Source organism: Streptomyces sp. NBC_00299, assembly GCF_036173045.1.
In the GTDB taxonomy this organism is placed as follows: domain Bacteria; phylum Actinomycetota; class Actinomycetes; order Streptomycetales; family Streptomycetaceae; genus Streptomyces; species Streptomyces machairae.
The window spans coordinates 4,543,802-4,570,333 of record NZ_CP108039.1 but is presented as its reverse complement, the minus strand read 5'-3'; the positions used below and the strand labels follow the sequence as shown (position 1 = coordinate 4,570,333).

The 26,532-nt window shown below is 71.6% G+C and carries 25 protein-coding genes; 21 read left to right on the top strand and 4 right to left on the bottom strand.

Annotated features, from left to right (window positions below; genetic code table 11):
• Window positions 1–56: 56 nt before the first annotated feature.
• On the bottom strand, window positions 57–470 hold the full coding sequence (locus tag OHT51_RS20060) for a pyridoxamine 5'-phosphate oxidase family protein (RefSeq protein WP_328880305.1): 414 nt from the start codon (window positions 468–470) through the stop codon (window positions 57–59).
• Window positions 471–598: 128 nt separating this feature from the next.
• On the opposite strand from OHT51_RS20060, the gene clpB reads away from it, so the two are divergent.
• The gene (gene clpB / locus OHT51_RS20055) at window positions 599–3,196 is read left to right on the top strand and encodes an ATP-dependent chaperone ClpB (protein ID WP_328880304.1); all 2,598 of its coding nucleotides are present in this window, start codon (window positions 599–601) and stop codon (window positions 3,194–3,196) included.
• Window positions 3,197–3,256: 60 nt separating this feature from the next.
• Here clpB and OHT51_RS20050 read toward each other — a convergent pair whose 3' ends face one another.
• Window positions 3,257–3,697, bottom strand: a complete 441-nt coding sequence (locus OHT51_RS20050) for a hypothetical protein (protein ID WP_328880303.1) — start codon at window positions 3,695–3,697, stop codon at window positions 3,257–3,259.
• Between the two features lie 199 nt (window positions 3,698–3,896).
• Between OHT51_RS20050 and OHT51_RS20045 the strand changes: the two genes are divergently transcribed.
• Window positions 3,897–4,424, top strand: coding sequence for a YbjN domain-containing protein (locus OHT51_RS20045; protein WP_328425384.1), 528 nt, complete (start codon window positions 3,897–3,899; stop codon window positions 4,422–4,424).
• A gap of 130 nt (window positions 4,425–4,554) precedes the next feature.
• Here the strand turns inward: OHT51_RS20045 and OHT51_RS20040 are convergent, their stop codons facing one another.
• Entirely contained in the window at window positions 4,555–5,745 is a 1,191-nt protein-coding gene (locus OHT51_RS20040) for a pyridoxal phosphate-dependent aminotransferase (protein ID WP_328880302.1), read from the bottom strand.
• A gap of 197 nt (window positions 5,746–5,942) precedes the next feature.
• Between OHT51_RS20040 and OHT51_RS20035 the strand changes: the two genes are divergently transcribed.
• The 12 genes from OHT51_RS20035 to kynU all read left to right on the top strand — a co-directional run bounded on the left by OHT51_RS20035 (window position 5,943) and on the right by kynU (window position 17,813).
• On the top strand, window positions 5,943–6,509 hold the full coding sequence (locus tag OHT51_RS20035) for a hypothetical protein (RefSeq protein WP_328880301.1): 567 nt from the start codon (window positions 5,943–5,945) through the stop codon (window positions 6,507–6,509).
• Between the two features lie 233 nt (window positions 6,510–6,742).
• Entirely contained in the window at window positions 6,743–7,006 is a 264-nt protein-coding gene (locus OHT51_RS20030) for a hypothetical protein (protein ID WP_328880300.1), read from the top strand.
• 376 nt (window positions 7,007–7,382) lie between these two features.
• Window positions 7,383–7,952, top strand: a complete 570-nt coding sequence (locus tag OHT51_RS20025; RefSeq protein ID WP_328880299.1) for a DUF2617 family protein — start codon at window positions 7,383–7,385, stop codon at window positions 7,950–7,952.
• Between the two features lie 92 nt (window positions 7,953–8,044).
• Complete coding sequence (locus OHT51_RS20020; RefSeq protein WP_328880298.1) at window positions 8,045–9,688, top strand: polyamine aminopropyltransferase; 1,644 nt, start codon at window positions 8,045–8,047, stop codon at window positions 9,686–9,688.
• A 143-nt stretch (window positions 9,689–9,831) separates the two neighbouring features.
• Window positions 9,832–10,770, top strand: a complete 939-nt coding sequence (locus tag OHT51_RS20015; protein WP_328880297.1) for an SRPBCC domain-containing protein — start codon at window positions 9,832–9,834, stop codon at window positions 10,768–10,770.
• A gap of 236 nt (window positions 10,771–11,006) precedes the next feature.
• The gene (locus OHT51_RS20010; protein WP_328880296.1) at window positions 11,007–11,795 is read left to right on the top strand and encodes an aldose epimerase family protein; all 789 of its coding nucleotides are present in this window, start codon (window positions 11,007–11,009) and stop codon (window positions 11,793–11,795) included.
• A 10-nt stretch (window positions 11,796–11,805) separates the two neighbouring features.
• Window positions 11,806–12,354 (top strand): orotate phosphoribosyltransferase, encoded by a 549-nt coding sequence (pyrE, locus tag OHT51_RS20005; protein WP_328880295.1) that lies wholly within the window; start codon window positions 11,806–11,808, stop codon window positions 12,352–12,354.
• A 178-nt stretch (window positions 12,355–12,532) separates the two neighbouring features.
• Complete coding sequence (gene fbaA / locus OHT51_RS20000) at window positions 12,533–13,555, top strand: class II fructose-bisphosphate aldolase (RefSeq protein WP_128433779.1); 1,023 nt, start codon at window positions 12,533–12,535, stop codon at window positions 13,553–13,555.
• Window positions 13,556–13,613: 58 nt separating this feature from the next.
• The gene (locus OHT51_RS19995; protein WP_328880294.1) at window positions 13,614–15,095 is read left to right on the top strand and encodes an MFS transporter; all 1,482 of its coding nucleotides are present in this window, start codon (window positions 13,614–13,616) and stop codon (window positions 15,093–15,095) included.
• A gap of 79 nt (window positions 15,096–15,174) precedes the next feature.
• Window positions 15,175–15,588: a DUF3151 domain-containing protein gene (locus OHT51_RS19990; protein ID WP_328425366.1), complete on the top strand. Its 414-nt coding sequence runs from the start codon at window positions 15,175–15,177 to the stop codon at window positions 15,586–15,588.
• 154 nt (window positions 15,589–15,742) lie between these two features.
• Window positions 15,743–16,603 (top strand): tryptophan 2,3-dioxygenase family protein, encoded by an 861-nt coding sequence (locus tag OHT51_RS19985; protein WP_328880293.1) that lies wholly within the window; start codon window positions 15,743–15,745, stop codon window positions 16,601–16,603.
• A complete protein-coding gene (gene kynU, locus OHT51_RS19980) occupies window positions 16,596–17,813 on the top strand; it encodes a kynureninase (protein ID WP_328880292.1) in 1,218 nt (405 codons plus the stop codon). Before OHT51_RS19985 ends, kynU begins: the two co-directional genes overlap by 8 nt.
• On the opposite strand, the gene OHT51_RS19975 is transcribed toward kynU, so the two are convergent.
• A complete protein-coding gene (locus OHT51_RS19975) occupies window positions 17,810–18,412 on the bottom strand; it encodes a TetR/AcrR family transcriptional regulator (protein WP_328880291.1) in 603 nt (200 codons plus the stop codon). The two genes, kynU and OHT51_RS19975, sit on opposite strands and share 4 nt — an antisense overlap.
• Window positions 18,413–18,610: 198 nt before the next feature.
• Between OHT51_RS19975 and OHT51_RS19970 the strand changes: the two genes are divergently transcribed.
• The 7 genes from OHT51_RS19970 to OHT51_RS19940 all read left to right on the top strand — a co-directional run bounded on the left by OHT51_RS19970 (window position 18,611) and on the right by OHT51_RS19940 (window position 26,492).
• Window positions 18,611–19,510, top strand: a complete 900-nt coding sequence (locus OHT51_RS19970; protein WP_328880290.1) for an alpha/beta hydrolase family protein — start codon at window positions 18,611–18,613, stop codon at window positions 19,508–19,510.
• Between the two features lie 228 nt (window positions 19,511–19,738).
• On the top strand, window positions 19,739–20,890 hold the full coding sequence (locus tag OHT51_RS19965) for an alpha/beta hydrolase (protein WP_328880289.1): 1,152 nt from the start codon (window positions 19,739–19,741) through the stop codon (window positions 20,888–20,890).
• Window positions 20,883–22,124, top strand: coding sequence for an acyltransferase family protein (locus OHT51_RS19960; protein WP_328880288.1), 1,242 nt, complete (start codon window positions 20,883–20,885; stop codon window positions 22,122–22,124). Before OHT51_RS19965 ends, OHT51_RS19960 begins: the two co-directional genes overlap by 8 nt.
• Before the next feature lie 190 nt (window positions 22,125–22,314).
• Window positions 22,315–23,685 carry a sensor histidine kinase gene (locus OHT51_RS19955; RefSeq protein ID WP_328880287.1) on the top strand — a complete coding sequence of 457 codons (1,371 nt, stop codon included), beginning with the start codon at window positions 22,315–22,317 and terminating at the stop codon, window positions 23,683–23,685.
• Window positions 23,682–24,356: a response regulator transcription factor gene (locus OHT51_RS19950; protein WP_328880286.1), complete on the top strand. Its 675-nt coding sequence runs from the start codon at window positions 23,682–23,684 to the stop codon at window positions 24,354–24,356. The genes OHT51_RS19955 and OHT51_RS19950 overlap by 4 nt, the downstream gene beginning before the upstream one ends.
• 133 nt (window positions 24,357–24,489) lie before the next feature.
• Window positions 24,490–25,830, top strand: coding sequence for a sensor histidine kinase (locus OHT51_RS19945; protein ID WP_328880285.1), 1,341 nt, complete (start codon window positions 24,490–24,492; stop codon window positions 25,828–25,830).
• Window positions 25,827–26,492: a response regulator transcription factor gene (locus OHT51_RS19940; RefSeq protein ID WP_328880284.1), complete on the top strand. Its 666-nt coding sequence runs from the start codon at window positions 25,827–25,829 to the stop codon at window positions 26,490–26,492. Before OHT51_RS19945 ends, OHT51_RS19940 begins: the two co-directional genes overlap by 4 nt.
• The last annotated feature ends 40 nt before the right edge of the window (window positions 26,493–26,532 follow it).

The window sequence follows — 26,532 nt, the reverse complement described above, 5'->3', positions numbered from 1 at the left end:
TCGCCCGGTATTCAGCCACTGGGTACCCGGCCCCCTTGAGTCGCGTCCCCAGGGGGTCACCCCTGCCCCATCGCCCGCATCAGTTCGATCTCGATCACCACCCGGTCGGGATTCGGCCGCGGCGTACGCCCGTACCGCTGTGCGTACCGGCGTACCGCCTCCGCGACCCGCTCGGGGGCGTCGTGGACGTGTGCCAGGCCCTCCAGGGTCGCCCAGCGCCGTCCGTCCACCTGACAGACCGCGACCCGGGCGCCGTCCGGCCCTGCGGCCCGGACATGGCCCACCTTCGCGCTGGACTTGTTCGTGATCACCCGAGCAAGCCGCGCCTCAGGGTCGTATGTCACTCCGACGGGTACGACATGCGGGGTGAGGTCCGGGCGCAGGGTCGTCAGGGTGCACAGGTGTCTCTCCTGCCAGAAGGTGAGGTACGGCGCGTCCGGGGCGCCGGGATCCTGGGGGTATGCCGCCATGGCCCGGAACCTAGCCGACCTGGCCGCCCCAAGCCTCCCCGGGCTACCTTGAGTGGAATAGACTCAACTTTGTGTACGCTGACTCAGTCAGTACTGGGAGCCGCTGACGCCAGGAGGAGAACGCCAACGTGGAAGCCGAGCTGACCAACAGGAGCCGGGACGCGATCAACGCGGCCAGTAACCGGGCCTTGACCGAGGGGCATGCGGACCTCACGCCCGCCCATCTGCTCCTCGCTCTGCTCCAGGGGCAGGAGAACGAGAACATCATCGACTTGCTGGCGGCCGTCGACGCCGACCAGGCCTCCGTGCGGGCCGGCGCCGAGAAGGCGCTCGCCGCGCTGCCCAGCGTGACCGGGTCCACGGTCGCGCCCCCGCAGCCCAACCGCGAGCTGCTCGCCGTGATCGCGGACGCCCAGGCGCGGGCCAAGGAGCTCGGGGACGAGTACCTCTCCACCGAGCACCTGCTCATCGGCATCGCCGCCAAGGGCGGCCAGGCCGGTGAGGTGCTCGTCCAGCAGGGGGCCACCGCGAAGAAGCTGCTGGAGGCCTTCCAGAAGGCCCGCGGCGGGCAGCGCGTCACCACCGCCGACCCCGAGGGGCAGTACAAGGCGCTGGAGAAGTTCGGGACCGACTTCACGGCCGCCGCCCGCGAGGGCAAGCTCGACCCCGTCATCGGGCGGGACCAGGAGATCCGGCGGGTCGTGCAGGTGCTCTCCCGGCGGACCAAGAACAACCCCGTCCTCATCGGTGAGCCCGGCGTCGGCAAGACCGCCGTCGTGGAAGGGCTCGCCCAGCGGATCGTCAAGGGAGACGTGCCGGAGTCGCTGAAGAACAAGCGGCTCGTCGCGCTCGACCTGGGCGCCATGGTCGCCGGGGCGAAGTACCGCGGTGAGTTCGAGGAGCGGCTGAAGACCGTGCTCGCGGAGATCAAGAACTCCGACGGGCAGATCATCACCTTCATCGACGAACTGCACACCGTCGTGGGCGCCGGTGCCGGCGGGGACTCCGCCATGGACGCCGGGAACATGCTCAAGCCCATGCTCGCCCGCGGTGAGCTGCGCATGGTCGGCGCCACCACCCTCGACGAGTACCGCGAGCGGATCGAGAAGGACCCCGCCCTTGAGCGGCGCTTCCAGCAGGTGCTGGTCGCCGAGCCGACCGTCGAGGACACCATCGCGATCCTGCGCGGGCTCAAGGGGCGCTACGAGGCCCACCACAAGGTGCAGATCGCGGACAGCGCGCTGGTCGCCGCGGCCACCCTGTCGGACCGGTACATCACCTCCCGGTTCCTGCCCGACAAGGCCATCGACCTCGTCGACGAGGCCGCCTCCCGGCTCCGTATGGAGATCGACTCGTCCCCCGTCGAGATCGACGAGCTCCAGCGGTCCGTGGACCGGCTCAAGATGGAGGAGCTGGCCCTCAGCAAGGAGACCGACGCGGCCTCCCTCGAACGCCTGGAGCGGCTGCGCCGCGATCTCGCCGACAAGGAGGAGGAGCTGCGGGGCCTGACCGCCCGCTGGGAGAAGGAGAAGCAGTCCCTCAACCGCGTCGGCGAGCTGAAGGAGCGGCTCGACGAGGCGCGCGGGGAGGCCGAACGCGCCCAGCGCGACGGTGACTTCGACTCCGCCAGCAAGCTGCTCTACGGCGAGATCCCCGCCCTGGAGCGGGACCTGGAGGAGGCCTCGCAGGCCGAGGAGGAGGCCGCCAAGAGCACGATGGTCAAGGAGGAGGTCGGCTCCGACGACATCGCCGACACCGTCGCCGCCTGGACCGGCATCCCGGCCGGCCGCCTCCTGGAGGGCGAGACGCAGAAACTCCTGCGGATGGAAGAGGAGTTGGGCAAGCGGCTCATCGGACAGGGTGAGGCCGTGCGCGCCGTGTCGGACGCGGTACGCCGCACCCGCGCTGGCATCGCCGACCCGGACCGCCCGACCGGCTCCTTCCTCTTCCTGGGCCCGACCGGCGTCGGCAAGACCGAACTCGCCAAGGCCCTCGCCGACTTCCTCTTCGACGACGAGCGGGCGATGGTCCGCATCGACATGTCGGAGTACGGCGAGAAGCACAGCGTGTCCCGGCTGGTCGGCGCGCCCCCCGGGTACGTCGGCTACGAGGAGGGCGGCCAGCTGACGGAGGCGGTGCGCAGGCGGCCGTACAGCGTCGTGCTGCTCGACGAGGTCGAGAAGGCGCACCCCGAGGTCTTCGACATCCTCCTTCAGGTGCTGGACGACGGACGGTTGACGGACGGACAGGGCCGTACGGTCGATTTCCGCAACGCGATCCTGGTGCTGACGTCGAACCTGGGCAGCCAGTTCCTGGTCGACCCGATCACCAGTGAGGCGGAGAAGAAGGAGCAGGTCCTGGAGGTGGTCCGGGCTTCCTTCAAGCCGGAGTTCCTCAACCGCCTGGACGACCTGGTGGTCTTCTCGGCCCTGTCGAAGGAGGAGCTGAGCCGGATCGCCCGGCTGCAGATCGACCGGCTCGCCAAGCGGCTGGCCGAGCGGCGGCTCACCCTGGAGGTCAGCGACGAGGCCCTGGCCTGGCTCGCCGACGAGGGCAACGACCCGGCCTACGGTGCCCGGCCCCTGCGCCGCCTCGTCCAGACCGCCATCGGCGACCGCCTCGCCAAGGAGATCCTCTCCGGCGAGGTCAAGGACGGCGACACGGTACGGGTGGACGCCTTCGGGGACGGCCTGATCGTGGGGCCGGCCACGGGGAAGACGCTGTAGCCGAAAGAAACGATGGACGGCCCGCCCCGCATCCCGGGGCGGGCCGTCCTGGTCGCGCGGTCACATGGTGAACGCGGCGAAGCGCACGAGCGCGGTGTCGGCGTCCTCGTACTCCACCCTCACCTGCACCACGTGGGCGCCCGCGTCGGGATGGCCGCCCGGGGCGTCCACATCGAGACACAGGTCCACGTCCACGGCGCCGCAGAACTTCGTCCCGGGCGCCGGCGCGTCCGGATAGGTCCGCTCGAGCCAGTCCGGGACGTCGGCGCGCGGCATGCGGAAGGTCGCGCTGTAATGGATGTCCTGGAACCCTTGCGTCTTGCACGCCCCGACGACCTCGGCGCCGTCCGGCAGCTCGGCCCCGCCGAAGTGCAGGGCGTCCGGGCAGGAGACCGTATCGGCACCGGAGCGGGGCGGATCGTCTGCCACCACCCACATCACCACCAGGGCCACGAGGCCCGCGATGACCAGCCCCGGCAGTGCCACGATCGCGGCGAACACCGGCCATCTGGTGCGACCCCGAGGCGGCCGAGCGCCTCCCGCGGCTCCCTCTGTTCCGGACATGACCCCCGCCTTCCGCGTCGGACCGTCGCGACAGGCCAGATCATGTCAGCCGACGGCAGACAGGCCCTGTCCGGGCTTGCCACCCCCCTCCCCGCATGGGGGAGGATGGCGGAATCCGTACGAAGGGAAAATCACGGTGAGCATCGACCCGTCCTCGATCCCGAACTTCGGGGGCCAGCAGCCGGAGCCCGGGCCACCGCCCGGACCCGTTGTCCCGGATCAGGACCTCGTGAAGCAGCTCCTCGACCAGATGGAGCTGAAGTACGTCGTCGACGACGAGGGTGACCTCGCGGCGCCGTGGGAGCAGTTCCGTACGTACTTCATGTTCCGCGGCGAGGGTGACCAGCAGGTCTTCTCGGTGCGGACGTTCTACGACCGGCCCCACAAGATCGACGAGAAGCCCCTGCTTCTCGAGTCGATCGACGACTGGAACCGCCGGACCCTGTGGCCCAAGGTCTACAGCCACACGCACGACGACGGCACCGTCCGCCTGATCGGCGAGGCACAGATGCTGATCGGCACCGGCGTGAGCCTGGAGCACTTCGTCTCGTCGACGGTCAGCTGGGTGCGGGCCGCCATCGAGTTCGACAAGTGGCTCGTCGAGCAGCTCGGCCTGGAGCAGGAGATCAACGAGGCGGACAAGCCCGAGGACGACGAGGAGTAGTCCTCGACACCCGGATTCGGCAGAGCCCGGCCAGGGCACCGGCCATCACGGTCGCGTGCCGGGCCGGGTTCGTGCTGTCCGCGCCCGTCCACTGGCTGTGCGTCCACAGGCTGTGGACGGGCGCGCGTACTCAGCCCGCCAGGGACTTGAGCCGCTTCACCGCCTCCTGAAGGACCTCCGTCCGCTTGCAGAACGCGAACCGGACGAACGGCGCCCCCGCCTCCCGGTGGTCGTAGAAGACCGCGTTGGGAATGGCGACCACACCGGCCCGCTCCGGCAGCGCACGGCAGAAGGCGAAACCGTCCGTCTCGCCGAGCGGGCGGATGTCGGTCGTGATGAAGTACGTGCCCGCGGGCTCGAAGACCTCGAAGCCCGCCTCCGCCAGCCCCGCCGCCAGCAGGTCCCGCTTGACCAGCATGTCGTCACGGAAGGCCGCGAAGTAGCTGTCGGGCAGGGCGAGCGCCTCGGCGACCGCGTACTGGAACGGCCCCGACGCGACGTACGTCAGGTACTGCTTCGCCGAGCGCACCGCCGTGACCAGGGCGGGCGTCGAGGTCAGCCAGCCGACCTTCCAGCCGGTGAAGGAGAAGGTCTTGCCCGCCGACCCGATGGACACCGTCCGCTCCCGCATACCCGGGAACGTGGCGAGCGGCAGGTGCTCGGCGTCGTCGAAGACCAGGTGCTCGTACACCTCGTCGGTCACCACCAGCAGGTCCCGCTCCACGGCCAGCTCGGCGATCGCGGCCAGCTCCTCGCGGGTGAGGACCGTGCCCGTCGGGTTGTGCGGGGTGTTGATCAGCAGCAGCCGGGTGCGGTCGGTGACCGCCGCGCGCAGCTCGTCGAGGTCGAGCCGGAAGCGTCCCCCGCCCGGCCGCAGGGTGACCGGCACGCGCGTGCCGCCCGCCATGGCGATACAGGCCGCGTAGGAGTCGTAGTACGGCTCGAAGGCGATGACCTCGTCGCCGGGCTCGACGAGCGCGAGCAGGGTGGCGGCGATGGCCTCGGTGGCGCCGGCGGTGACCAGGACCTCAGTGTCCGGGTCGTACGACAGCCCGTAGCGCCGCTGCTGGTGCGCGGCGATCGCGGTACGCAGCTCGGGGACCCCGGGCCCCGGCGGGTACTGGTTGCCGCGCCCGTCGCGCAGGGCCCGTACGGCCGCCTCACGGACCTCCTCGGGGCCGTCCGTGTCGGGGAAGCCCTGACCCAGGTTGATGGACCCGGTGTGCAGGGCCAGCGCGGACATCTCGGCGAAGATCGTCGTCCCGAACTCGGCGAGCCGGCGGTTGAGCAGGGGGCGGGAGCGGGAGGTCATGCCCGACATCCTCCGCCCAAGCTCCGGAGTTCCTCAACTTCGTTGGGGAAGGTCTCCCCCTTTGCCTGCGCTGACGGGCGGCAGCAGCCCGCGCCTGTCCGCGTCGGAGGGCTGCGTACAGTACCTGCGACCATCGATTGGAGAAGACGTCGGACGCGGTCGAGTTCCCTTTCAGCGCTCGGGTGCGTGGGGCCCGGCGGTGGCTCGTGGCCACGAGCGTGGCGGGTGCCGTACTCGCGGGTGCCGCCCTGGCCTCCGTGGTCGCCGTCGCCTCCGGCTGGGTGTCGGTGCCGCGGGCGGTCCAAGCGGGGTTGGTGCTGCTGACGCTGTTCGTGCTGCCCGTCGTGTGGGTGGGAGTGCACGCTGTGTGGGCGCTGCGCGGGCGGGCGGAGCTGTTCATCGCCGCCGGAGAGCATCCGCGGCGGCGTCCCACCGACCGGCAGTTGGTCAACCACCTGCGCAACGAGCACCCGCTCACGCCACTGTGGTGGATGGTCTGCATCCTCAGCGGCCTCGGCACGCTCTGCCTCGGATTCGCGCTTCCGTTCGCCCTGGCGGACGGCGCCGTACTCGCCGGCCTACTCCTCGGGACCGGGCTCGCCGTGTCCCTGGCCGCCCTGGCCCTGGCCGTGCCCGGTATCCGCCGCGCTGCCCGCCAGGGCTCGGAGGACCGAAGGCGGCGTACCGAGCTGTGGTCCCTGCCCACCGCCGTCGAACGCCGGCTCACGATCCCCCTCCTCGGCGCCGGCGACGGGGCACACCTCGGAGCCTGAACAATCCTTGGGCGAGATCACGGCCAGCGGACGGGCCAGTGAGCACCGAACGGCCCCTGAACTGCGCTTCTGTGCAGGTCAGGGGCCGTTGTCCGGGGAGAAGGCTCTGAAGTTCCTCAACTCTGCTTTGGGCTGTGAAGCGGCCGGGCATCTCCCTGCCACGCACCGAGCGGGAGGCGCCCAACGGGGGGACGCCACGGTCCGCTTCGGGGGAACGGAAGGAGGCTGACGCCATGATCACAGGATTCGTTCTGGCGCTGGTCGCAGTGGTCTTCGTCCTGATCTTCGTGTCCGCCGTGCGCGGCGGCTCACGGTCGGCCAACCGCTCGCACAGCCGCAGCCGCAGGAGCAGCTCGCACGACAGCGGCAGCAGCAGCTGGTGGGCCGGCGGAGGAGACAGCGGTGGTTCGTCCTGCGGGGGCGGCTCGTCATGCGGAGGCGGGTCGTCCTGTGGAGGGGGCGGGGGCGGCGGCGGATGCGGTGGCGGAGGCAGCTGACACGGGGCAGCTGAGCTCCCCGAGCAGGGGGAACCGCATCCGTATGGAGCGGGGCCGGTACCTGGGACCGGCCCCGCTTTCGTGTTCCACGCCCGCGCACCGGCGCGCGCCCCGCCCTCGGAGGCGTGCGCCGGAGTTGAACAGTTGAGCTGATAAGCCCTCTGAGGGATGGAAACCCTACGAACTTGGGTAAAAACGCTGTGGCGGCGCCACACTTCATGATTCCCTGAAAATCACCAACGCAGCCCCTCGGACGTCCCGCGGACACCCCTTCTGACCGGCCGACTGGCTGACCGGGTCGACCCGGTGTCGGCCGGGGTGCGCCGCCGGAGACCGAAACCTCCCTTTTTTCTTTGCGTGCTTGCGGAGCCGACCCATGCTCACGACCCTGAACACCGCCTACACCGACACGCGCGCGACCGACCTCGCCTGGGCCCTGGGGCGGGAACCGCTGCCCGCGCTGGCCACACTCGACCTCGAACTGACCGGGACGAAACTCCAGTTGAGGCTGCTCGGCGCGTCCCACCAGGTACTGCTGGAGGAGGAGCGGGGCATCTGCTCGGAGACGGTGGCCTGCATGCCCGGCAGCAGCACGCCCCTCCCGCTCGGCGTGGCCAAGCGGGCGGGCGACTGGGAGTACGAGTTCGCGGCCCGGGTGGAGGTCCTGTCGCCGGGTCAGTTCGCGGGCCGTGCACAGGAGTTGCTGGCCCTGGTCTCCGACCACCCGCACGGCCTCGCCGGCGTCTTCCCCGGCAGCCCGCACGCCTTCACCGCGATGCTGGCCCAGCACCACGAGGGTCAGGTGCACTGGCGGACCTGGCACGCGTACCCGCAGGACGGGCAGTTGGTGGCGACGCGCACGAGGGTGGGGGTGAGGGCGGTGGCGGTCACGCTCAGACCCCGGTCCAGGCAGTCCAACCGGCAGTCCAGCCCGTCCGGCGCTTGAGCCCCCGGCGGCGGCGACGCAAACGTCCCGCACCTCAACAACACACGTGTGGGTGACGTAGCGTGCCGCAGGCGTAACGTACCGTCGGCAACGTGATCGAGCCGCACGCCCCCGCCCCGCCCGGCACACCACCGCCCTGGGGTGGCCCCGCACGGCTTCCGGTCCGGCCGGGGACCGGGCGGTTCCTGGTCCTCGCGGGTGTCTTCGTCTGTGCTGCCTGCGGACTCGTGTACGAACTCGAACTCGTGGCCCTTGCCTCCTACTTGATCGGCGACTCGGTCACCCAGGCCTCCGTCGTACTGTCCGTCATGGTCTTCGCGATGGGCATCGGCTCCCTCGCGGCCAAACGCCTGCGCCCGTACGCCGCGGCCGGCTTCGGCGCCATCGAGGCCTTACTCGCCCTCGTCGGCGGGTGCAGCGCGTTCGCGCTCTACGCCGTCTTCGCCTGGACCGGCGACTGGGGCGGCCTGTGGGTCAACGGCCCCCGCTGTCTCCTCGTCGCCTTCTCCCTCACCATCGGCCTGCTGATCGGCGCCGAAGTGCCGCTGCTGATGGAGCTGATCCAGCGCATCCGGCGCCAGGACGCGGGCGGCGCGGTGGCCGACCTGTTCGCCGCGGACTACGTCGGCGCGCTCGTCGGCGGCCTCGCGTTCCCCTTCCTTCTGCTGCCCCTGCTGGGCCAGTTGACCTCCGCGCTGATCACCGGCGCCGTCAACGCCGTCGTGGGCGGCGCGCTGGTCCTCGGCCTGTTCCGCGGGGACCTCAGCCGCCGCGCCCGGTGGCTGCTGGTGATCGCCAACGTCGCCGTCCTCGGCGTGCTCGCCTCGGCCGCCGTACTCGTCGACGACTTCGAACGGGCGGCACGGCACGCGGTGTACGGGCGGGACGTCCGCGTGGCACTCCACACGGACCTCCAGGAGGTCGTCATCACCGGCGGCACGCACGGCCGCCCGCTGAACCTCTTCCTCGACGGCCGCCTGCGGGTCAGCGGCCAGGACGAACGCCGCTACCACGAGGCGCTGGTCCACCCCGTGATGAGCGGCGAGCGCTCGCGCGTGCTGATCCTCGGCGGCGGGGACGGGCTGGCGGCGCGCGAAGTGCTGCGCCATCCCGGGGTGGACCGGGTCGACGTCGTCGAAGCCGACGCCGAGTTGGTGAGCCTGGCGCGCCGGGATCCTCCGCTGTCCGACCTCAACGACCACTCCTACGACGACAGCCGCGTCCACGTCATGACGAGCGACGCGTTCCGCTGGCTGCGGGCGGCGCCGCCGGCGACGTACGACGTCGTCATCTCGGACCTGCCCGACCCCGGCATCACCGCCAGTACGAAGCTGTACTCGCAGGAGTTCTACGGCCTCGCCCGGCGCGCGCTGACCCCGCACGGCCGCCTGGCCGTCCATGCCGGCCCGGTCTCCTCCCGGCCCCGCGTCTTCTGGACGGTCGATACGACACTGCGCGCCGCGGGCCTGCGGACCGCCCCGTACTGCCTCCGAGGCCGCGGTTCCGGTTTTGCGGCGGGCCCCGACCGCTCGGCCGGCCCGACGCGGGCGCCGCACGACTGGGGGTTCATCCTGGCGGGCCGGGGCGAGCGTCCGGCGCTGCGGCTCGGGTCGGGGGAAGGGGTGCCGCGGCCCGGGACGCTGACGCGGGAGGGGCTGGCGGCGGATGCGCGGGCGGCCCAGGGGACGCGGGTCGGGGGGTTGGGGGCGTCGACGTTGGTGCATCCGCGGTACTGAGGGGCGTGGTGGGTCGTGGTGCGGCGGGGTGGGTGCAGGGCTCTTCGTGCGGGGCGGGAGAGTACGCCCGGCGGGAGGGCTCGTGGTGAGAATCCTCGGATGTGTGGGTGCGGTTCACGCCATGCTGGGTAGGCTCGGTCCCCATGGAGCATGAGGTGTTCGTTCCGGTTGCGGCCGAGCGGCTCAGGGCGGTGCTGGCCGATCCCGTACGGGTTGCCCGGGCGGTCCCCGGGCTCCAGCAGGACGCCGGGGCCGAGCCCGTTGCCGGGCGGCTGAAGGTGCGCGTCGGTGGTCACACGATCACGTATCGGGGCGCCGTGCGGGTGTCTGCGCGGGAGGGCGGCGACGGGGCCGGTGACGGTGCGTCTGCCTTCGCCGTCGAGGGCGAGGCGACCGAGGTGCGGGGCAGCGGGGTTGTGAAGCTCGCGCTCACGGTGTCGGTGCTCGAGGCCGAGGGTGGGGCCACCGTGAGGTTCGCGGGGACCGCTTCGGCGGACGGGCGGGTGGCCGAGTTCTCGGCGGAGGCCGTCGGATCTGCTGTGGGTCGGTTGCTGAACCGTTTTGGTGAGCAGTTGGGGGTTGTCGCGGGGGAGGCTGTGTCGCCGCCGGGGGCGGGGGAGGAAGCGGGTGCCTCCGAGGATCCGGAGGGCTTGGCTCCTGGGGAGTTCGAGACTCGGGTGACCAGTGACTTCGAGACGACGCCGGATGCGGATGATGCTGCGGCGCCTGCGCCTGCGTCTTCGTCTTCGTCGGCTCAGGGGTCGGATGCCGGGGACGGTGAGGAGGAGGCGTCCGACTTTGACGCCGAGGTTCCGCCGTCGGCGCTCGAACCGGAGGCCGACGCCGACGCCGAGGCTGGGGACGGTGAGGCTCCCGTGGCCGAGGCGGCTCATGCTCGGCGGACGATGATCGGGCGTAGCGCGGAGGAAGTGGATCACGCGCCGCCGCGGGGGCGGTATGCGCCGGTGCCGGCGCCGCAGCCTGTCGTGCCGGGTTCTACGTTGCGGTGGGCTGCTCCGGCGGCGGCGTTGGTGTTGGCGTCGGCGATTGTGGTGGGGCGGGCGTTGCGGCGGCGCCGGTAGGGGTGTTTTTCGCCCCGCCGCCCCTACCCTTCCCGTCCTCCAGGGGCTGCCGCCCCTTCGACCCCACCTCTGGGGGCTGCCGCCCCCAGACCCCCCGCTTCGGCCTGAACGGCCTCGTCCTCGAACTCCCCCAGAGGGGGTACCCCCAGACGGGCTGAAATGCCGGGACCGGCGTCGAGAGGCGATAGCCACCTTCCCGGTTCAGGAGAGTTGATCGTCCCAGTAGGGTCGTCCCCGTGAGTAACGAACACATCACGCTGACCGCGGGTGACGCGGAGGTGGACGTGCTGCCGGGGAACGGTGGGCGGGTCGGGGGGCTTCGGGTCGGGGGGACGGAGTTGTTGCGGCAGGGGGAGCGGTTCGGATGTTTTCCGATGGTTCCCTGGTGCGGGCGGATCCGGGACGGGCGGTTCCTGGACGGGGCCGTCGTGCGGCAGATGCCGCTTAGCGCCCCGCCGCACGCCATCCACGGCACGGTCCGCGACGGTGCCTGGAAGGTGGCCCGGGTCGCCGGTGACGAGGCCGTCATCACGTATGACCTGGTCGAGCCCTGGCCCTACTCCGGCCGGGTCACCCATGTCATCGCGCTCACCCCGGACGGCCTCAGCCTCACCATGTCCGTCGAGACGTACGAGACGTCTTTTCCGGCCCAGATCGGCTGGCACCCCTGGTTCAACCGGAACCTCGGCGGAGAGGACGCCCAACTCGAATTCGCTCCCGCCTGGCAGGAAGAGCGTGGTGACGATCATCTGCCCACCGGGAATCGGATCGACCCCCAGCCCGGTCCCTGGGACGACTGCTTCGGGATGCCCGGCGGTGTCGACGTCACGCTCACCTGGCCGGGGCAGCTGGAGCTGAAGGTGGCCAGTCGGGAGGAATGGGTCGTCCTGTACGACGAGCAGGAGGCCGCCGTCTGTGTCGAGCCGCAGACCGGGCCGCCCAACGGCCTGAACACCCTGCCCCGCCTGGTCACGCCCCTGGAGCCGCTGGAGGCTGCGACCGTCTGGAGCTGGCGGCGCCTCTAAGCTGGGCGGCATGACTGACGTACGTGGCGCGCTGTTGCAGCAGATCAAGGACAAGGCCGTGGTGCACGGCAAGGTGACCCTGTCTTCGGGGCTGGAAGCCGACTACTACGTCGATCTTCGGCGCATCACCCTCGACGGGGAGGCCGCTCCGCTGGTCGGGCAGGTACTGCTCGACCTGACCGCGGAGCTGGAGTTCGACGCGGTGGGCGGGCTCACCATGGGCGCCGACCCCGTCGCCGGCGCGATGCTGCACGCCGCCGCCGCGCGCGGGAAGCGGCTGGACGCCTTCGTCGTGCGGAAGGCCGCCAAGGCGCACGGGCTGCAGCGGCAGGTCGAGGGGCCGGACATCGCGGGGCGGCGTGTGCTCGTCGTCGAGGACACCTCCACCACCGGCGGCTCGCCGCTCACCGCCGTCGAGGCCGTGCGCGCGGCGGGCGCCGAGGTCGTCGCCGTCGCGACGATCGTCGACCGGGCCACCGGTGCCGCCGAGAAGATCCAGGAGGGTGCGGGTGTGCCGTACCTGTTCGCGTTCTCCAAGGACGAGTTGGGGCTCGACTGACGTCCGTCCCGGCGGACGTCCGTCTCGGCTGCTGACAGGCGCTCGGAGCATCCCGGTTCGTCATGGAAAGATGGCCCCGGCGATGCCGACGATGACGTCGCAATCGAGGTCTAGGTCAGGGCCGTAAAGAAGAACGCAGTACGCAGCACGTCAACCCGCACACTCAAGGAGCGGACAGATGCCCATCGCAACCCCCGAGGTCTACAACGAGATGCTCGACCGGGCGAAGGCAGGCAAGTTCGCCTACCCGGCCATCAATGTGACCTCCTCCCAGACCCTGCACGCGGCCCTGCGCGGCTTCGCGGAGGCGGAGAGCGACGGCATCATCCAGATCTCCACGGGTGGTGCGGAGTTCCTCGGCGGCCAGCACAGCAAGGACATGGTCACCGGCGCCGTCGCCCTGGCCGAGTTCGCGCACATCGTCGCCAAGAAGTACGACATCACCGTCGCCCTGCACACCGACCACTGCCCGAAGGACAAGCTCGACGGGTACGTACGCCCGCTGCTCGCCGTGTCCGAGGAGCGCGTCGCGCGCGGTGAGAACCCGCTGTTCCAGTCGCACATGTGGGACGGCTCGGCGGAGACCCTCGCCGACAACCTCTCCATCGCGCAGGAGCTGCTGGAGCGCGCCCGCGCCGCGAAGATCATCCTCGAGGTCGAGATCACCCCGACCGGTGGCGAGGAGGACGGCGTCTCGCACGAGATCAACGACTCCCTCTACACGACGGTCGACGACGCGATTCGCACGGTCGAGGCCCTCGGCCTCGGTGAGAAGGGGCGCTACCTGCTCGCTGCCTCCTTCGGCAACGTCCACGGCGTGTACAAGCCGGGCAACGTCGTGCTCCGTCCCGAGCTGCTGAAGGAGCTCAACGAGGGCGTCGCCGCCAAGTACGGCAAGGCGTCCCCGTTCGACTTCGTCTTCCACGGCGGCTCCGGCTCCTCCGCCGAGGAGATCGCGACCGCGCTGGAGAACGGCGTCGTCAAGATGAACATCGACACCGACACGCAGTACGCCTTCACGCGTCCGGTGGCGGCCCACATGTTCCAGAACTACGACGGTGTCCTGAAGGTCGACGGCGAGGTCGGCAACAAGAAGACCTACGACCCGCGCACCTGGGGCAAGCTGGCCGAGGCGAGCATGGCCGCGCGCGTGACGGAGGCCTGCTCGAACCTGCGCTCCACCGGCACGAAGATCAAGTAGCCGTACGCATGCAGCGAGCCCGGTGCTACGGCACCGGGCCCGCTGTATACCTGGGGTCATGCCCGACGTCCGGATGGCCTCCCCCCAAGGCAAGTGGATCCTGCTCACCACGGTCCTCGGCTCAAGCATGGCGATGCTGGACTCGACCGTCGTCAACGTCGCCCTCCCCCGGATCGGCGAGGACCTGGACGCGAACCTGTCCGCCCTCCAGTGGACGGTCAACGCGTACACCCTCGCCCTCGCCGGTCTGATCCTCCTCGGCGGTTCCCTGGGCGACCGCTACGGCCGCCGCAAGATCTTCGTCATCGGCGTCGTCTGGTTCGCCGCGGCCTCGCTGCTGTGCGGGCTCGCCCCGAACGCCGGGTTCCTCATCGCCGCGCGGACCTTTCAAGGCATCGGGGGCGCGCTTCTCACACCCGGCTCCCTCGCACTGATCCAGGCGTCCTTCCACCCCGACGACCGGGCCCGGGCGGTGGGCCTGTGGTCCGGTTTCGGCGGTATCGGTGCGGCCATCGGCCCGTTCCTGGGCGGCTGGCTGGTCGACGGCCCGGGCTGGCGCTGGGTCTTCCTGCTCAACGTCCCGCTGGCGCTGCTGTGCGTCCCCATCGCCCTGCGCCACGTCCCCGAGTCCGGCGGCGAGTCCAAGCACGGCCGCTTCGACGTGCTCGGCGCGGCCCTCGGAGCGCTGTCCCTCGCGCTGGTGACGTACGCGCTGATCGAGGCCCGTGACGGGTCCCTGGTCATCGCCGTCACCGCGGTCGCGGGCGTCGCCGCCGGGATCGCCTTCCTGTACGTCGAGAAACGGCGGCCCGACCCGATGATGCCGCTCGACATCTTCGCGTCCCGTCAGTTCACCGCGGTCAACCTGGTCACCGTGTGCGTCTACGCGGCCCTCGGCGGCTTCTTCTTCCTGGCCGCTCTCCAGCTCCAGGTCGTCTCCGGCTACTCGGCCCTGCAGGCCGGTACGGCACTGCTGCCGACCACGGTGCTGATGCTGCTGTTCTCCGCCCGGTCCGGCGCTCTGGCCGACAAGATCGGGCCGCGCATCCCGCTCACCGTCGGGCCACTGGTGAGTGCGGCCGGCCTGCTGCTGATGCTGCGCGTCGGCCCGGACGCCTCGTACGTCGCCGACGTACTGCCCGCCGTTTTCGTCTTCGGCCTCGGCCTGGTCACCCTGGTCGCGCCGCTGACCGCCACCGTCCTCGCCTCCGTGAACGTCGCCCGCGCGGGCCTGGCCAGCGGCATCAACAACGCGGCGGCCCGAGCGGCGGGCCTGATCGCGGTGGCCGCACTGCCACTGCTCGCCGGCATGAGCGAGGAGGCGTACCGGTCGCCGGACGCCTTCGACAGCGCGTTCGGACGGGCGATGCTGTGGTGTGCCGGGACCCTGGTCGTCGGCTCGGCCATCGCCTTCGCGACGGTACGCACCCTGCCCCCGGACTGCCGCAAACCGGAATGCCTCCACCACGGCTCGATCACTTCGCCGCCGCTGGAGGGGGTGCGGAGCAGGTCCCGGTTGGCGGGGGAGGGGGAGGGCTAGGCGCCGGTCCAGGCATCCCGGCGGCGGGGGCGCGAGACACGGCACCCACCGGCCCCGGCGATGGCCCACACTTGAACCCATGGCCATTCACGAAAACCTTCTCGGGGGCCCGCCCCCGACCCACCTCCCCGACGACCCCGAGCCGCGCGAGCTCCTCGCCGGCGGCACCGCCCCCGCGGACGTCGCAGCGAAGTACCCCACCTCCTCCCTGGCCTGGGCCCAGCTGGCCGACGAGGCCTTCGAGCGCGGCAGCGTCGTGGAGTCGTACGCCTACGCCCGTACGGGCTATCACCGCGGCCTGGACGCCCTGCGCCGCAGCGGCTGGAAGGGGCACGGCCCGGTCCCCTGGGAGCACGAGCCGAACCGCGGCTTCCTGCGCGCCCTGCACGCCCTCGCCCGCGCCGCTGGGACGATCGGCGAGCAGGAGGAGTACGAGCGCTGCTCACAGTTCCTGAAGGACTCCTCGCCGACGGCGGCCCAGACCCTGGGCTAGCCGCCGCGCCTCCCCCGTCGTGGGGCCCGCCGGTGTGACGAGGGCGGGCCTTGCGATGCGGGGGGACATCCCTGAGGATGCCGGGTGGGGACCGGGGCCCCTTTGTCGATAACGGCAGGGCGGACCGCTACCCGAAGTTACACAGGAGACAGCAATGTCCCAGCAGGCTCACCGGTCCGCGGAGACATCCCCGGAGACTCAAGAGCCCGAGACCCCGAATCTCGACTTCGCGGGCACGACGCCGTACGAGGACTACGTCAAGGCGGACGTGCTCACCCACCTCCAGCACACCCTCTCCGACGACCCCGGAGAGATGGTCTTCCTGGTCACGACCCAGGTCATGGAGCTGTGGTTCACCGTCATCGTCCACGAGTGGGAGACCGCGGCGCGCGCCCTGCGCGAGGACCGCCCGGCCGTGGCGATCGACGCCCTGAAGCGTTCGGTGCGGGAACTGGACGCCCTGAACTCCTCCTGGAAGCCGCTCGGCCAGCTCACGCCGGCCCAGTTCAACTCGTACCGCAGCGCCCTCGGCGAGGGCTCCGGCTTCCAGTCGGCGATGTACCGCCGGATGGAGTTCCTGCTCGCCGAGAAGTCCGCGTCCATGCTGGTCCCGCACCGCGGCGCCCCCCGCGTCCACGCGGAACTGGAGAAGGCGCTGCACGAGCCGAGCCTCTACGACGAGGTGCTGCGCTTCCTCGCCCGGCACGGCTGCGCGATCCCGCAAGCCGTCCTGAAGCGTGACGTGTCCCAGAAGTACGAGCCCTCGCCCGCGGTCGAGGCGGCCTGGACCGCGATCTACGCCGGCGACCAGAACTCCGAGCTCGCCCGCCTGGGCGAGGCACTGACAGATGTTGCCGAACTGGTGTGGCGCTGGCGCAACGACCACCTGGTCGCCACCCGCCGCGCGATGGGCGCCAAGGCGGGCACGGGCGGTTCGGCCGGCGTGGCCTGGCTGGAGAAGCGGGCGCAGAAGAACGTCTTCCCGGAGCTGTGGACGGCGAGGTCCCATGTCTGAGTTCGCCGAACTCGCCGCCAAGGCCGAGAAGCTCGACGCTACCGACGAACTCGCGGGCAAGCGGGCGGAGTTCGTGCTCGACGAGGTCGTCTACCTCGACGGCAACTCGCTGGGCGCCCTGCCGGCGAACGTGCCGGGACGGGTCGAGGACGTCGTACTGCGGCAGTGGGGGCGGATGCGCATCCGCTCCTGGGACGAGAGCGGCTGGTGGACCTCGCCGGAGCGGATCGGCGACCGGATCGCCCCGCTGGTCGGCGCGGCGCCGGGCCAGATCGTGGTCGGCGACTCGACAAGTGTCAACGTCTTCAAGGCACTTGTGGCCGCCGTGCGGATGGCGGAGTCCGCCGGTCCCGGCCGGGACGAGATCCTGGTCGACGCGACAACCTTCCCCACGGACGGCTACATCGCCGAGTCGGCGGCCCGGATGACCGGCCGTACGCTACGGCCGGTGACGCCCGCCGAGGTGCCGGCGGCCCTGTCCGGCCGTACCGCCGCAGTCCTCCTCAACCACGTCGACTACCGCACGGGCCGGCTGCACGACCTGCCGGCCCTCACCGCCGCCGTGCACGCGGCGGGCGCGATCGCCGTGTGGGACCTGTGCCACAGCGCGGGCGCGCTGCCCGTCGGACTCGACGAGCACGGGGTCGACCTGGCGGTGGGCTGCACGTACAAGTACCTGAACGGCGGCCCGGGTTCACCGGCGTACCTGTACGTACGCCACGATCTCCAGGACCGCTTCGACTCCCCGCTCCCCGGCTGGAACTCGCACGCCGAGCCCTTCGGGATGCGTCCCGCCTACGAGCCGGCCTCCGGCGCCCTGCGCGGCCGGGTCGGCACGCCGGACATCCTCTCCATGCTCGCCCTGGAGGCGGCCCTGGAGGTCTGGGACGGTGTGACGGTCGAGGCGGTGCGGGCCAAGTCGCTGGCGCTGACGGACTTCTTCCTGGAGTGCGTCGGGGCGTATGTGGGGCAGGGGCGCGTCGAGTCGCTGACCCCGGTGGCCCATGACGAACGCGGCAGCCAGGTGGCCCTGCGGTGCGAGAACGCCGGGGAGGTCATGCGGCGGCTGATCGAGCGAGGGGTCGTGGGCGACTTCCGGCACCCCGATGTGCTGCGGTTCGGATTCACGCCGCTGTACGTGGGGTTCGCGGAGGTGGAACGGGCGGCGCGGGTGCTGGCGGCGCTGCTGCCCGGGGAGGCCCTGCCCTAACCGGCGTACACCCCCGCCACGGCAGCCGCATGCGCGGCCCGCGCCGCGCGCTCCGCGGCGGGGGCGTCGGGGATGACCCCGGTCGTCAGCAACTGGTAGTAGAGGGGTGCCGACACCGCCCGTACGACCGCCTCCGGGTCCGTCCCCTCGGGCAACTCCCGCCGGGCGACGCCCTGTTGCACGCACGGCGCCCACTCCGCCACCCGCATCTCGTAGAACCGGCGGAGCGCCTGCGCCGTACGTTCGTCGCAGGTCGCCGCGGCGATGACGGCACGGAACAGGGCGCCCTGCCGGGGGTCCGCCAGCGTCCGCTGCACCAGGGTCGCGTTGGCGAGCAGGTCGCCCAGCACGGAGCCGGTCTCCTCGCGCGGCAGCGACTGCTCGGCCATGTCGGCGAGCAGGTCGGCCACCAGCCCGGTCGCCGAGCCCCAACGCCGGTACACGGTGGTCTTGCCGACCTCGGCCCGGCGGGCGACGTCGGCGAGGTCGAGGCCGTCGAAACCCTGCTCCGCGAGGACGTCCCCTGCCGCCCGCAGCACGGCCTCACGGACACGCGCGGTACGCCCTCCGGGACGTACGGTGCCGGGTTCGGCGGACATATCGGCCTCCTTGGTGCGCACGCGGTCTGCGCCCCCAGCGTAACGGAACAGTGGAACCGTTTAACCCTCACCCTGCGTGACATCCCCATGTCCACGCACGTCACCCGCCTGATACCGTCCCCGCCAACGGCCGAATTCCCACGTGGTCCGCCACCCCCGCTTTCGTCCAAATCCGTTTCGTCGCTGAGAGGTTGGAGCATGCCGGAGGACGTCGCAGCAGCCCGGGCCGCCGCCGAGGAGGAGTCCGCCTTCTCGCACCCGCCCGTCGACCCCGACGCCATCGCCTCGTACGGCGACCACCCCGACCAGGTGATCGACTTCTACGCGCCGCGCGGCGAGGCCGTTCCGGGCGTCCTGGCTCCGCTGGTCGTCGTCCTGCACGGTGGCGCATGGCGGGCGCCGTACGACCGGCGGCATGTCACGCCGTTCGCCGACTTCCTGGCGCGGCGCGGGTTCGCCGTGGCCAACGTGGAGTACCGGCGGGGGGCGCAGGGCGGGGACTTCGGCGCTGCGGATTCCGGTACGGGCGGCCCGGTCGCGGGACGCTGGCCGGACACGTTCGACGACGTCGCCGCCGCGCTGGACGCGTTGCCCGCTCTCGTACGGGAGGTGCTCCCACAGGCCGATGCGCGCCGAATCGTGGTCACCGGCCACTCGGCCGGCGGTCACCTGGCCCTGTGGGCGGCGGCCCGCCATGTCCTGCCCGCGGACGCCCCCTGGCGCACTGACCGCCCCGCGCCCCTGCGGGGTGTGGTCGCGCTGGCCCCGATCGCCGACTTCGCGGTCGCCGACAAACTGGACGTCTGCGGGGGCGCACCGCGCCAACTCCTGGGCGGGCAAGTGGAGTTCGCCGAGCGTCAGCCGTACGCCGACCCCGCGCTCCTGCTCCCGACGGGCATCGCGACAACGGTCGTCCAGGGCCGGACGGACGTCGTAGTCCCCCAGGCGGTCGCCGAGTCGTACGCGGACGCGGCGGCGAAGGCGGGGGAAGTGATCGGTCTGACACTGCTGGAGGACGTCGGCCACTTCCCGCTGATCGACCCTGCGGCGGATGCGTGCGCGGTGGTGGCGGAGGAGATCGCACAGCTGGCGTGGTGAGCTCGCAGGTGCCCCCTCACCTGCACGTATCCCGTCACACGCGGCCGTCCTGTCACGTGGGCGCCGGGGCCAGGAGGAGCCCGTAGATGGAGGGCCCCTTCATACCCGTAGTACCTGAGAGCTACATCGCAGGTGAGCTCCCTGGCATGACGCGGACGACAAGTCCGCATCCGTAACTTCCCTTCCAGGTAGGCCCGATGGCCGGGCGGACTGGAAGGGATGACGACCATGGGGCGTACGACGGGGGCAGCGGGGGCGAGCTCGTCCGGCAGGGTGGGTGAGGCGGGCGAGCGGGCCGAGTCGAGCGAGTGGGCCGACTCCGGCGGGCCGGACGAGCGGAGTGGGCCGGACGAGCGGAGTGCGCCGACCGAGCGGAGTGGGCCTCGCGGGCCGAGAAAGGCGCGTCGCACGCACAGACTGCGCCGGGCGCTGCTCGCCACCCTGATCACCGGTGCCGTGGTCGTCCCGCTGGCCGGTGCGGCACGGCCCGAGATACCCGCTCCGAAGCCGGCCACCCTCGCGCCGGTCACGGCGGCGACGCTGGACGAGGCGTATGCGGCCAACCGCGCCAACGCCGCCGAGGCGTCCCGCATGGCCGCGGCCAACGGCAGCCGTGAACGCGCCGCCGCGGACCGTGCGATGGCCGACCCGTCCCGTCACTTCCTCACCTTCGACGGCCGCGGCCCCGGCCTCGCGACGGAGGTCTTCGGCGACCTGGCGCATGCCGACCGCATCGCCGTCCTGGTCCCCGGCTCCGACACGTCCATCGAGACCTACGGCCGTTTCCGCAACGCCGCCCGCGCGCTGCACGAACGGCTCACCCGGGAGGCCCCCCAGGGCACGCGCACCGCGGTGGTGGCCTGGCTCGGCTACGAGACGCCGGGCACGATCAGCGCCACGGTCGCAACGGCCGGCCGGGCCGAGGACGCGGCGCCCAAGCTGCGGGAGTTCGTACGGCAACTGCGCGCCATCCCGGACCGCACGCCGAGCACGGCAGGCGGCCCGCACATCTCCCTCCTCTGCCACTCCTACGGCTCGGTGGTCTGCGGCAGCGCGGCGTCCGACCTCGACGTGGACGACATCGCCCTGATAGGCAGCCCCGGCACCGGCGTCGACACCGCCGGCGCCCTGCACACCCCGGCCCGCGTCTGGGCGGCCCGTGGCGGTGACGACTGGGTGGCCGAGGTCCCGCACATCAGGTTCGACCTGCTCGGCACGACCGTCGGCTTCGGCACCGACCCGATGTCGCCGTCCTTCGGTGCCCGGGTCTTCTCTGCGGGCGACGGCGGCCACAGCGACTACTTCAGCGCGGGCTCGCCGTCCCTGACGAACCTGACCCGCATCGTCCTGGGCGAGACCTCGGAGGTGACCCATGGCTGAGTCCACTGTCGCGGGGCGTCCGCGCGTCGCCCGGCGGGGCATACCGGAGGGCATACGGCAGGGCGCCGCCCGCGTCGACGCCGTCACCCCCGTCGAACGGGACCGGGCGGTCGACGCCCTGCGCGCCTTCGCCATCCTCGGCGTCGTGCTCGGCCACTGGCTGGTGACGGCTCTGGTGGCGGACGGCGGGTCCGGCCTGCGCACCGCGAGCCCGCTCCAGCACCTGCCCTGGCTGGCCCCGATCTCCTGGGCCTTCCAGACCCTCGCCGTGTTCTTCCTGGTCGGCGGCCATGTGGCGACCCGCGGCTACACCTCGGCCCGGGCGCGCGGCACGACGTACGGACAGTGGCTGAGGTCCCGACTGTCCCGTCTGTTCAAGCCGGTGGCGGCCGTCCTCACCCTGTGGACGGTGACGTCGGTCCTGCTGCTGCTCTCGGGCACGGACGTCGACACGGTCCACACCCTGCTCAAACTGGCCCTGTCCCCGCTGTGGTTCCTCCTGGTCTTCGCGGCGCTGACGGCGGTGACGCCCCTCCTCCTGCGCCTCAACCCCCTGTGGCCCCTGGCCGTCGTCCTCCATGTGGACCTCCTGCGCTTCGGCCTGGGCGGCCCCGCGTGGCTCGGCTGGGTGAACGTGGCGGCCGGCTGGCTGGTGCCGTTCAGTCTGGGCGCGGCGTGGACCCGGGGTGAGCTGGAGCGCCGCCGCGCGGGCTGGATCCTGCTGACGGCCGGCGCGGCGGCGACGGCGGCGCTGGTCGCCTGGGCGGGCTACCCCGCGTCCATGGTCGGCGTGCCCGGCGCCGGCATCTCCAACCTCAACCCACCGACCCTGGCCGCCGTCACCTTCGGCCTGGCCCAGTGCGGCCTGGCCCTGCTCCTGCGCGAGCCCCTGCGTCGCACGATGCGGCGCCCCCTGGCCTGGGCGGCGGTGGCCCTGCTCAATCTCTCCGCGATGACGATCTTCCTCTGGCACCAGACGGCCCTGATGGCCACCACAGCCACGGGCCTCCTGGCAGGCCACCTCCCCGGCCTGCACACCCTCCCCGACAACCTCACCTGGGTGGCGGCCCGCCTGGCATGGCTCCCGGTGTTCACCCTGGTCCTGGCGGCCTGCTGGACGACATTCCGCCTGTACGAACAGGGCCCGCGCCGCCCCAAGGGCCGCACCTCCAGGGTGATCCGTTCCAACCCCACCCCACAGAACGAGAAACCGAAGGCCCGGCACCATGCCTAGTGTTGACCCCGTGAACGAGGAGGAGAGGCCGAGGGCCGCGGAGGGGGAGCGGGGTTCGCGGGGGTCGGCTGCGGGGGCTGTGGGTGATGGTGGCTCTGACGTTGGCATTGCCTCGCACGTGCCACCCGCAGCCGACGACGATGCCCGCACGGGCGGTGCGGGTGGGAACACAAACGCGGCCGAAGGCCGCGTGCCCGCACCCGCACCCGCACCCGCACCCAGGAAACGAACCCTCGCCACCAACCTCCGCAAACCCTTCGGAAGAACCTGGCTCCGCTGGCTGACCATCCTCCTCACCACCTGGATCGCCCTCGGCGTCTCCCTGGCCGGTGGCAACGAAATCAGCGAGAGCTACGACCTGAGCACGGCCGACGGCCTGATCGCCGGCTTCGCCCAAGGCATCACCCTGTGCCTGGCCCTGTGGCGCCCGGGCAGAGCCTGGGCCCTCAGCCTGACGGCCACATTCATCACCGCCATGATCGCCCGACCGCACCTCGCTGAACTCCCAGCCCCCGCCCCCGCCCCCAACTGGCCCTGGAGCACCCCAGAAGTCATCGCCCACGCCGGCGTCCTCCTGCTCCTGGCCCTCCGCGTCCCCACCCGCAGGGCCGTCGCGGCCCTCGCGGTGTCGGCCCTGGCCACCTTCGCCCTCCAGGGCCAGTCGGGTGGCACGAAGTACTCCGGCACGGGCGCCGCGGCGGTCGCCGTCTTCGCCATCGCCGTCGTCGTCGGTACCGCCCTGCGCGGCCGCAAGGAGGCCCGCACCCAACTCGTCGTGCAGGAGACGCTCACCGCGGAGGAACGAGCCCACCGCACCCTGCTGGAGGAGCGCAGCCGTATCGCCCGTGAGCTGCACGACGTGGTCGCCCACCACATGTCGGTCATCTCCATCCAGGCCCAGGTAGCCCCCCACCTCGTCGAGAACCCGTCCGACGAGCTGAAGGAAAACCTCGACGGCATCCGGCAGAACGCCCTGGAGGCGCTCACCGAACTCCGCCGCGTCCTGGGAGTCCTGCGCTCGGAACACCCCGACGCCCCGGACAACCTGGCAGCGGCCGGCACCGGCACAGGCACCGGATCGACAGGCGCCCCGCACGCCCCGCAACCCACCCTCGACCGGCTCGACGCGCTCGTGGAGAACACCCGGGCCGCCGGTCTGACCGTGACCCTCGACGTCACCGGCGAGCGCCGCCCGCTGCAGCCCGGCCTGGAGCTGTCGGCGTACCGGATCGTGCAGGAGGCGCTGAGCAACGTACTGCGCCACGCCCCCGGCGCGACCGCCCGCGTCGAAGTCGTGCACGAGCGCAACGGCCTGACCGTGTGGGTCGCCAACTCGCGGCCGGAGCACCCCGCGCCGCCGTCGCCGGGCGCGGGGCACGGGCTGCTCGGCATGCGGGAGCGGGCCGCGATGCTCGGCGGCGCCCTGTCGGCGCACCCGTCGCCGGACGGCGGCTACCTGGTGAGCGCCTATCTGCCCGCGTACCCGCGTCTCGACGGCCTCGGCTACGTTCCCCAGGATCCCCATCACGCCCCCGCCCCGGACAAGGACGGCACCGCATGACGAGCAGCCCCATCCGCGTACTCATCGCCGACGACCAGCAGATGGTCCGGCAGGGTTTCACCGTGCTGCTCAACACCAAGCCCGACATCGACGTGATCGGCCAGGCGGTCGACGGCCTGGACGCGGTCACGAAGGTCGCCGACCTGCTCCCCGACGTCGTGCTGATGGACATCCGCATGCCCGAACTCGGCGGCATCGAGGCCACCCGCCGTATCACCGCCGCGACCCCGCAGATCAAGGTGCTGGTGCTGACCACCTTCGACCTCGACGAGTACGTGTACGAGGCACTGCACGCGGGCGCCTCGGGCTTCCTCCTCAAGGACGCCTCCGCCGACCAGCTGGCGGAGGCGGTCCGGGTCGTGGCGGCCGGCGATGCCCTCCTCGCGCCCGGCATCACCCGGCGGCTGATCGTCGAGTTCTCCCGCCTGGTCAAGCGGCCCCGCGCACCGCTCAGGGAACGTGTCGGCGACCTGACCGAACGCGAGACGGAGGTCCTCGCGCTGATCGCGCAGGGGCTGTCGAACGCGGAGATCGCCGAGCGCCTCGTCGTGGCCGAGCAGACCGTGAAGACCCACGTGGGCCGCATCCTGGTGAAGCTGGGGCTGCGGGACCGTACGCAGGCGGCGGTGTTCGCGTACGAATCGGGGTTGGTGCGGCCCGCCGGATACTGAGCGGGCCGCGGCTCACGGACCACCTACATCCGGCCTCGACCAGCAGCGATACCCGTAGTACCTGAGATGGACCTGCGGGAACCCCTCTCACTGGGGACGACCGCGACACGGCCCTGCGCCTACCGTTCTGTACGTGACCGAGACGACTCAGATGCCGACCCCGCCGCCCGGAGACGGGGCCAAGACGCGCAGCCCCGAGTTCCGGCTGGCCGTGAACGCCGTGCAGGGGCTGCGCCAGGATCTGTTCCACGACGCCTTCGCCTACCGCCCGCTGGCCCGGATGAAGGTCGACGGCCCCGTGACCCGGCGGCTGCCCGGCCGCATGCGCGAGTACGCGACCTGGACACCGCACGCCGTGATCACCACGATCGGCCTGCTCACGCTCCTCATGTCCGCCGCCGACAACGACAGGGGTGCGCTGCTGCTCGGCCCGCTCGCCCTGATCCCGATCCTGCTGACCATGGTCCGGCCGGTCGGAGCGTTCTGGCTGTCGATGGCGGCCACCCCGGTCAGTCAGGTCTTCGGCAGTTCGTGGGACGGCTGGCCGTGGCTGCCCGCGACGTTCCTCTGCCATCTCACCGTGCTGACGGTCGTGTCCATACGCACCAGGCCTCGCACGGCGGCCTACATGTGGGTGGTCACCGCGGCGTACGCCTTCGCGGCGGACGTGCTGTTCGGGTCGCCCGGCTACTACGGCACGAACTCCGGCCCGATGCTGATCCTCTCCGCACTGATGCTGCTCGTCGTCGCCGTCTGGCACACGCGCAAGGAGGCCCGGCAGGAGGTCACCGCCCAGCAGACCGTGACCGCGCAGGAACGTTCCAAGCGCACCCTGCTGGAGGAGCGCACGAACATCGCCCGGGAGCTGCACGACGTGGTGGCCCACCACATGTCGGTCGTCGCCATCCAGGCGGAGGCCGCCCCCTACCGGGTGGAGAACCCTCCGCCGGAGCTGGAGCGGGCCTTCGCCACCATCCGGGAGAACGCGGTGGCGGCCCTCACCGAACTGCGCCGCGTCCTGGGCGTCGTCCGCGCCGAGGACTACGAGGCCCCGGACGCCCCGCAGCCCACCCTCGCCGATCTGGACGCACTGCTGGCCAATGTGCGGGACGCGGGACTGAGCGTGGACAAGACGGTGATCGGCGCGGTCCGCGAGCTGCCGCCCGGTGTGGAGCTGTCGGCGTACCGGATCGTGCAGGAGGCGCTGAGCAACAGCCTGCGGCACGCGCCCGGCGCGAGCGCCCGGGTGGAGGTCGGATACGTTCTCGGTGGTCTCGGCCTGCGCATAGTCAACGGGCCGCCGCCCGCGCCGGCCCTCGTGAAGCCCTCGCCGGGTGCCGGGCACGGCATCACCGGGATGCGGGAGCGCGTCAGCATGCTGAACGGTGAGATGACGGCGGACCGGACGGAGGACGGCGGCTACGAGGTGGCCGTGTTCCTGCCGGTCGCCATGACGACAGAGGACGGCTCATGACCATCCGTGTGCTGATCGCGGACGACCAGATGATGGTGCGCGAGGGCTTCTCGGTCCTGCTGAACGCGATGCCGGACATCGAGGTCGTCGGCGAGGCGGTCAACGGACGGGAGGCGGTGGACCGGGTCCGCGAACTCACCCCGGACGTCGTGCTGATGGACATCCGCATGCCGGAGCTCAACGGCATCGAGGCGACTCGGGAGATCGTCGCGGCCGACGGCGCTGCGAAGGTGCTGGTGCTGACCACCTTCGACCTCGACGAGTACGTGTACCAGGCGCTGCGCGCGGGAGCCTCCGGCTTCCTGCTGAAGGACGCCTCGGCCCGCCAACTCGCCGACGGGGTGAGGGTGGTGGCGGCCGGCGAAGCTCTTCTCGCCCCCTCCATCACACGGCGGCTGATCACGGAGTTCTCGAAGCTGTCCGACTCCGCGCGTCTGATGTCGTCCGCGCACGCGGCGTACGGGGATCTGACCGAGCGGGAGACGGAGGTGCTGGTGCTGATCGCGCAGGGCCTGTCGAACCAGGAGATAGCCGAGCGGCTGGTGGTCGCCGAGTCGACGATCAAGACCCACGTCAGCCGGATCCTGGTGAAGCTGGGCCTGCGGGACCGTACACAGGCGGCGGTGTTCGCCTACGAGGCGCGGCTGGTCACGCCGGGCTGAGCGGACACCCCTGGTCAGGGAGGGGGAGGTGGGGCTAACG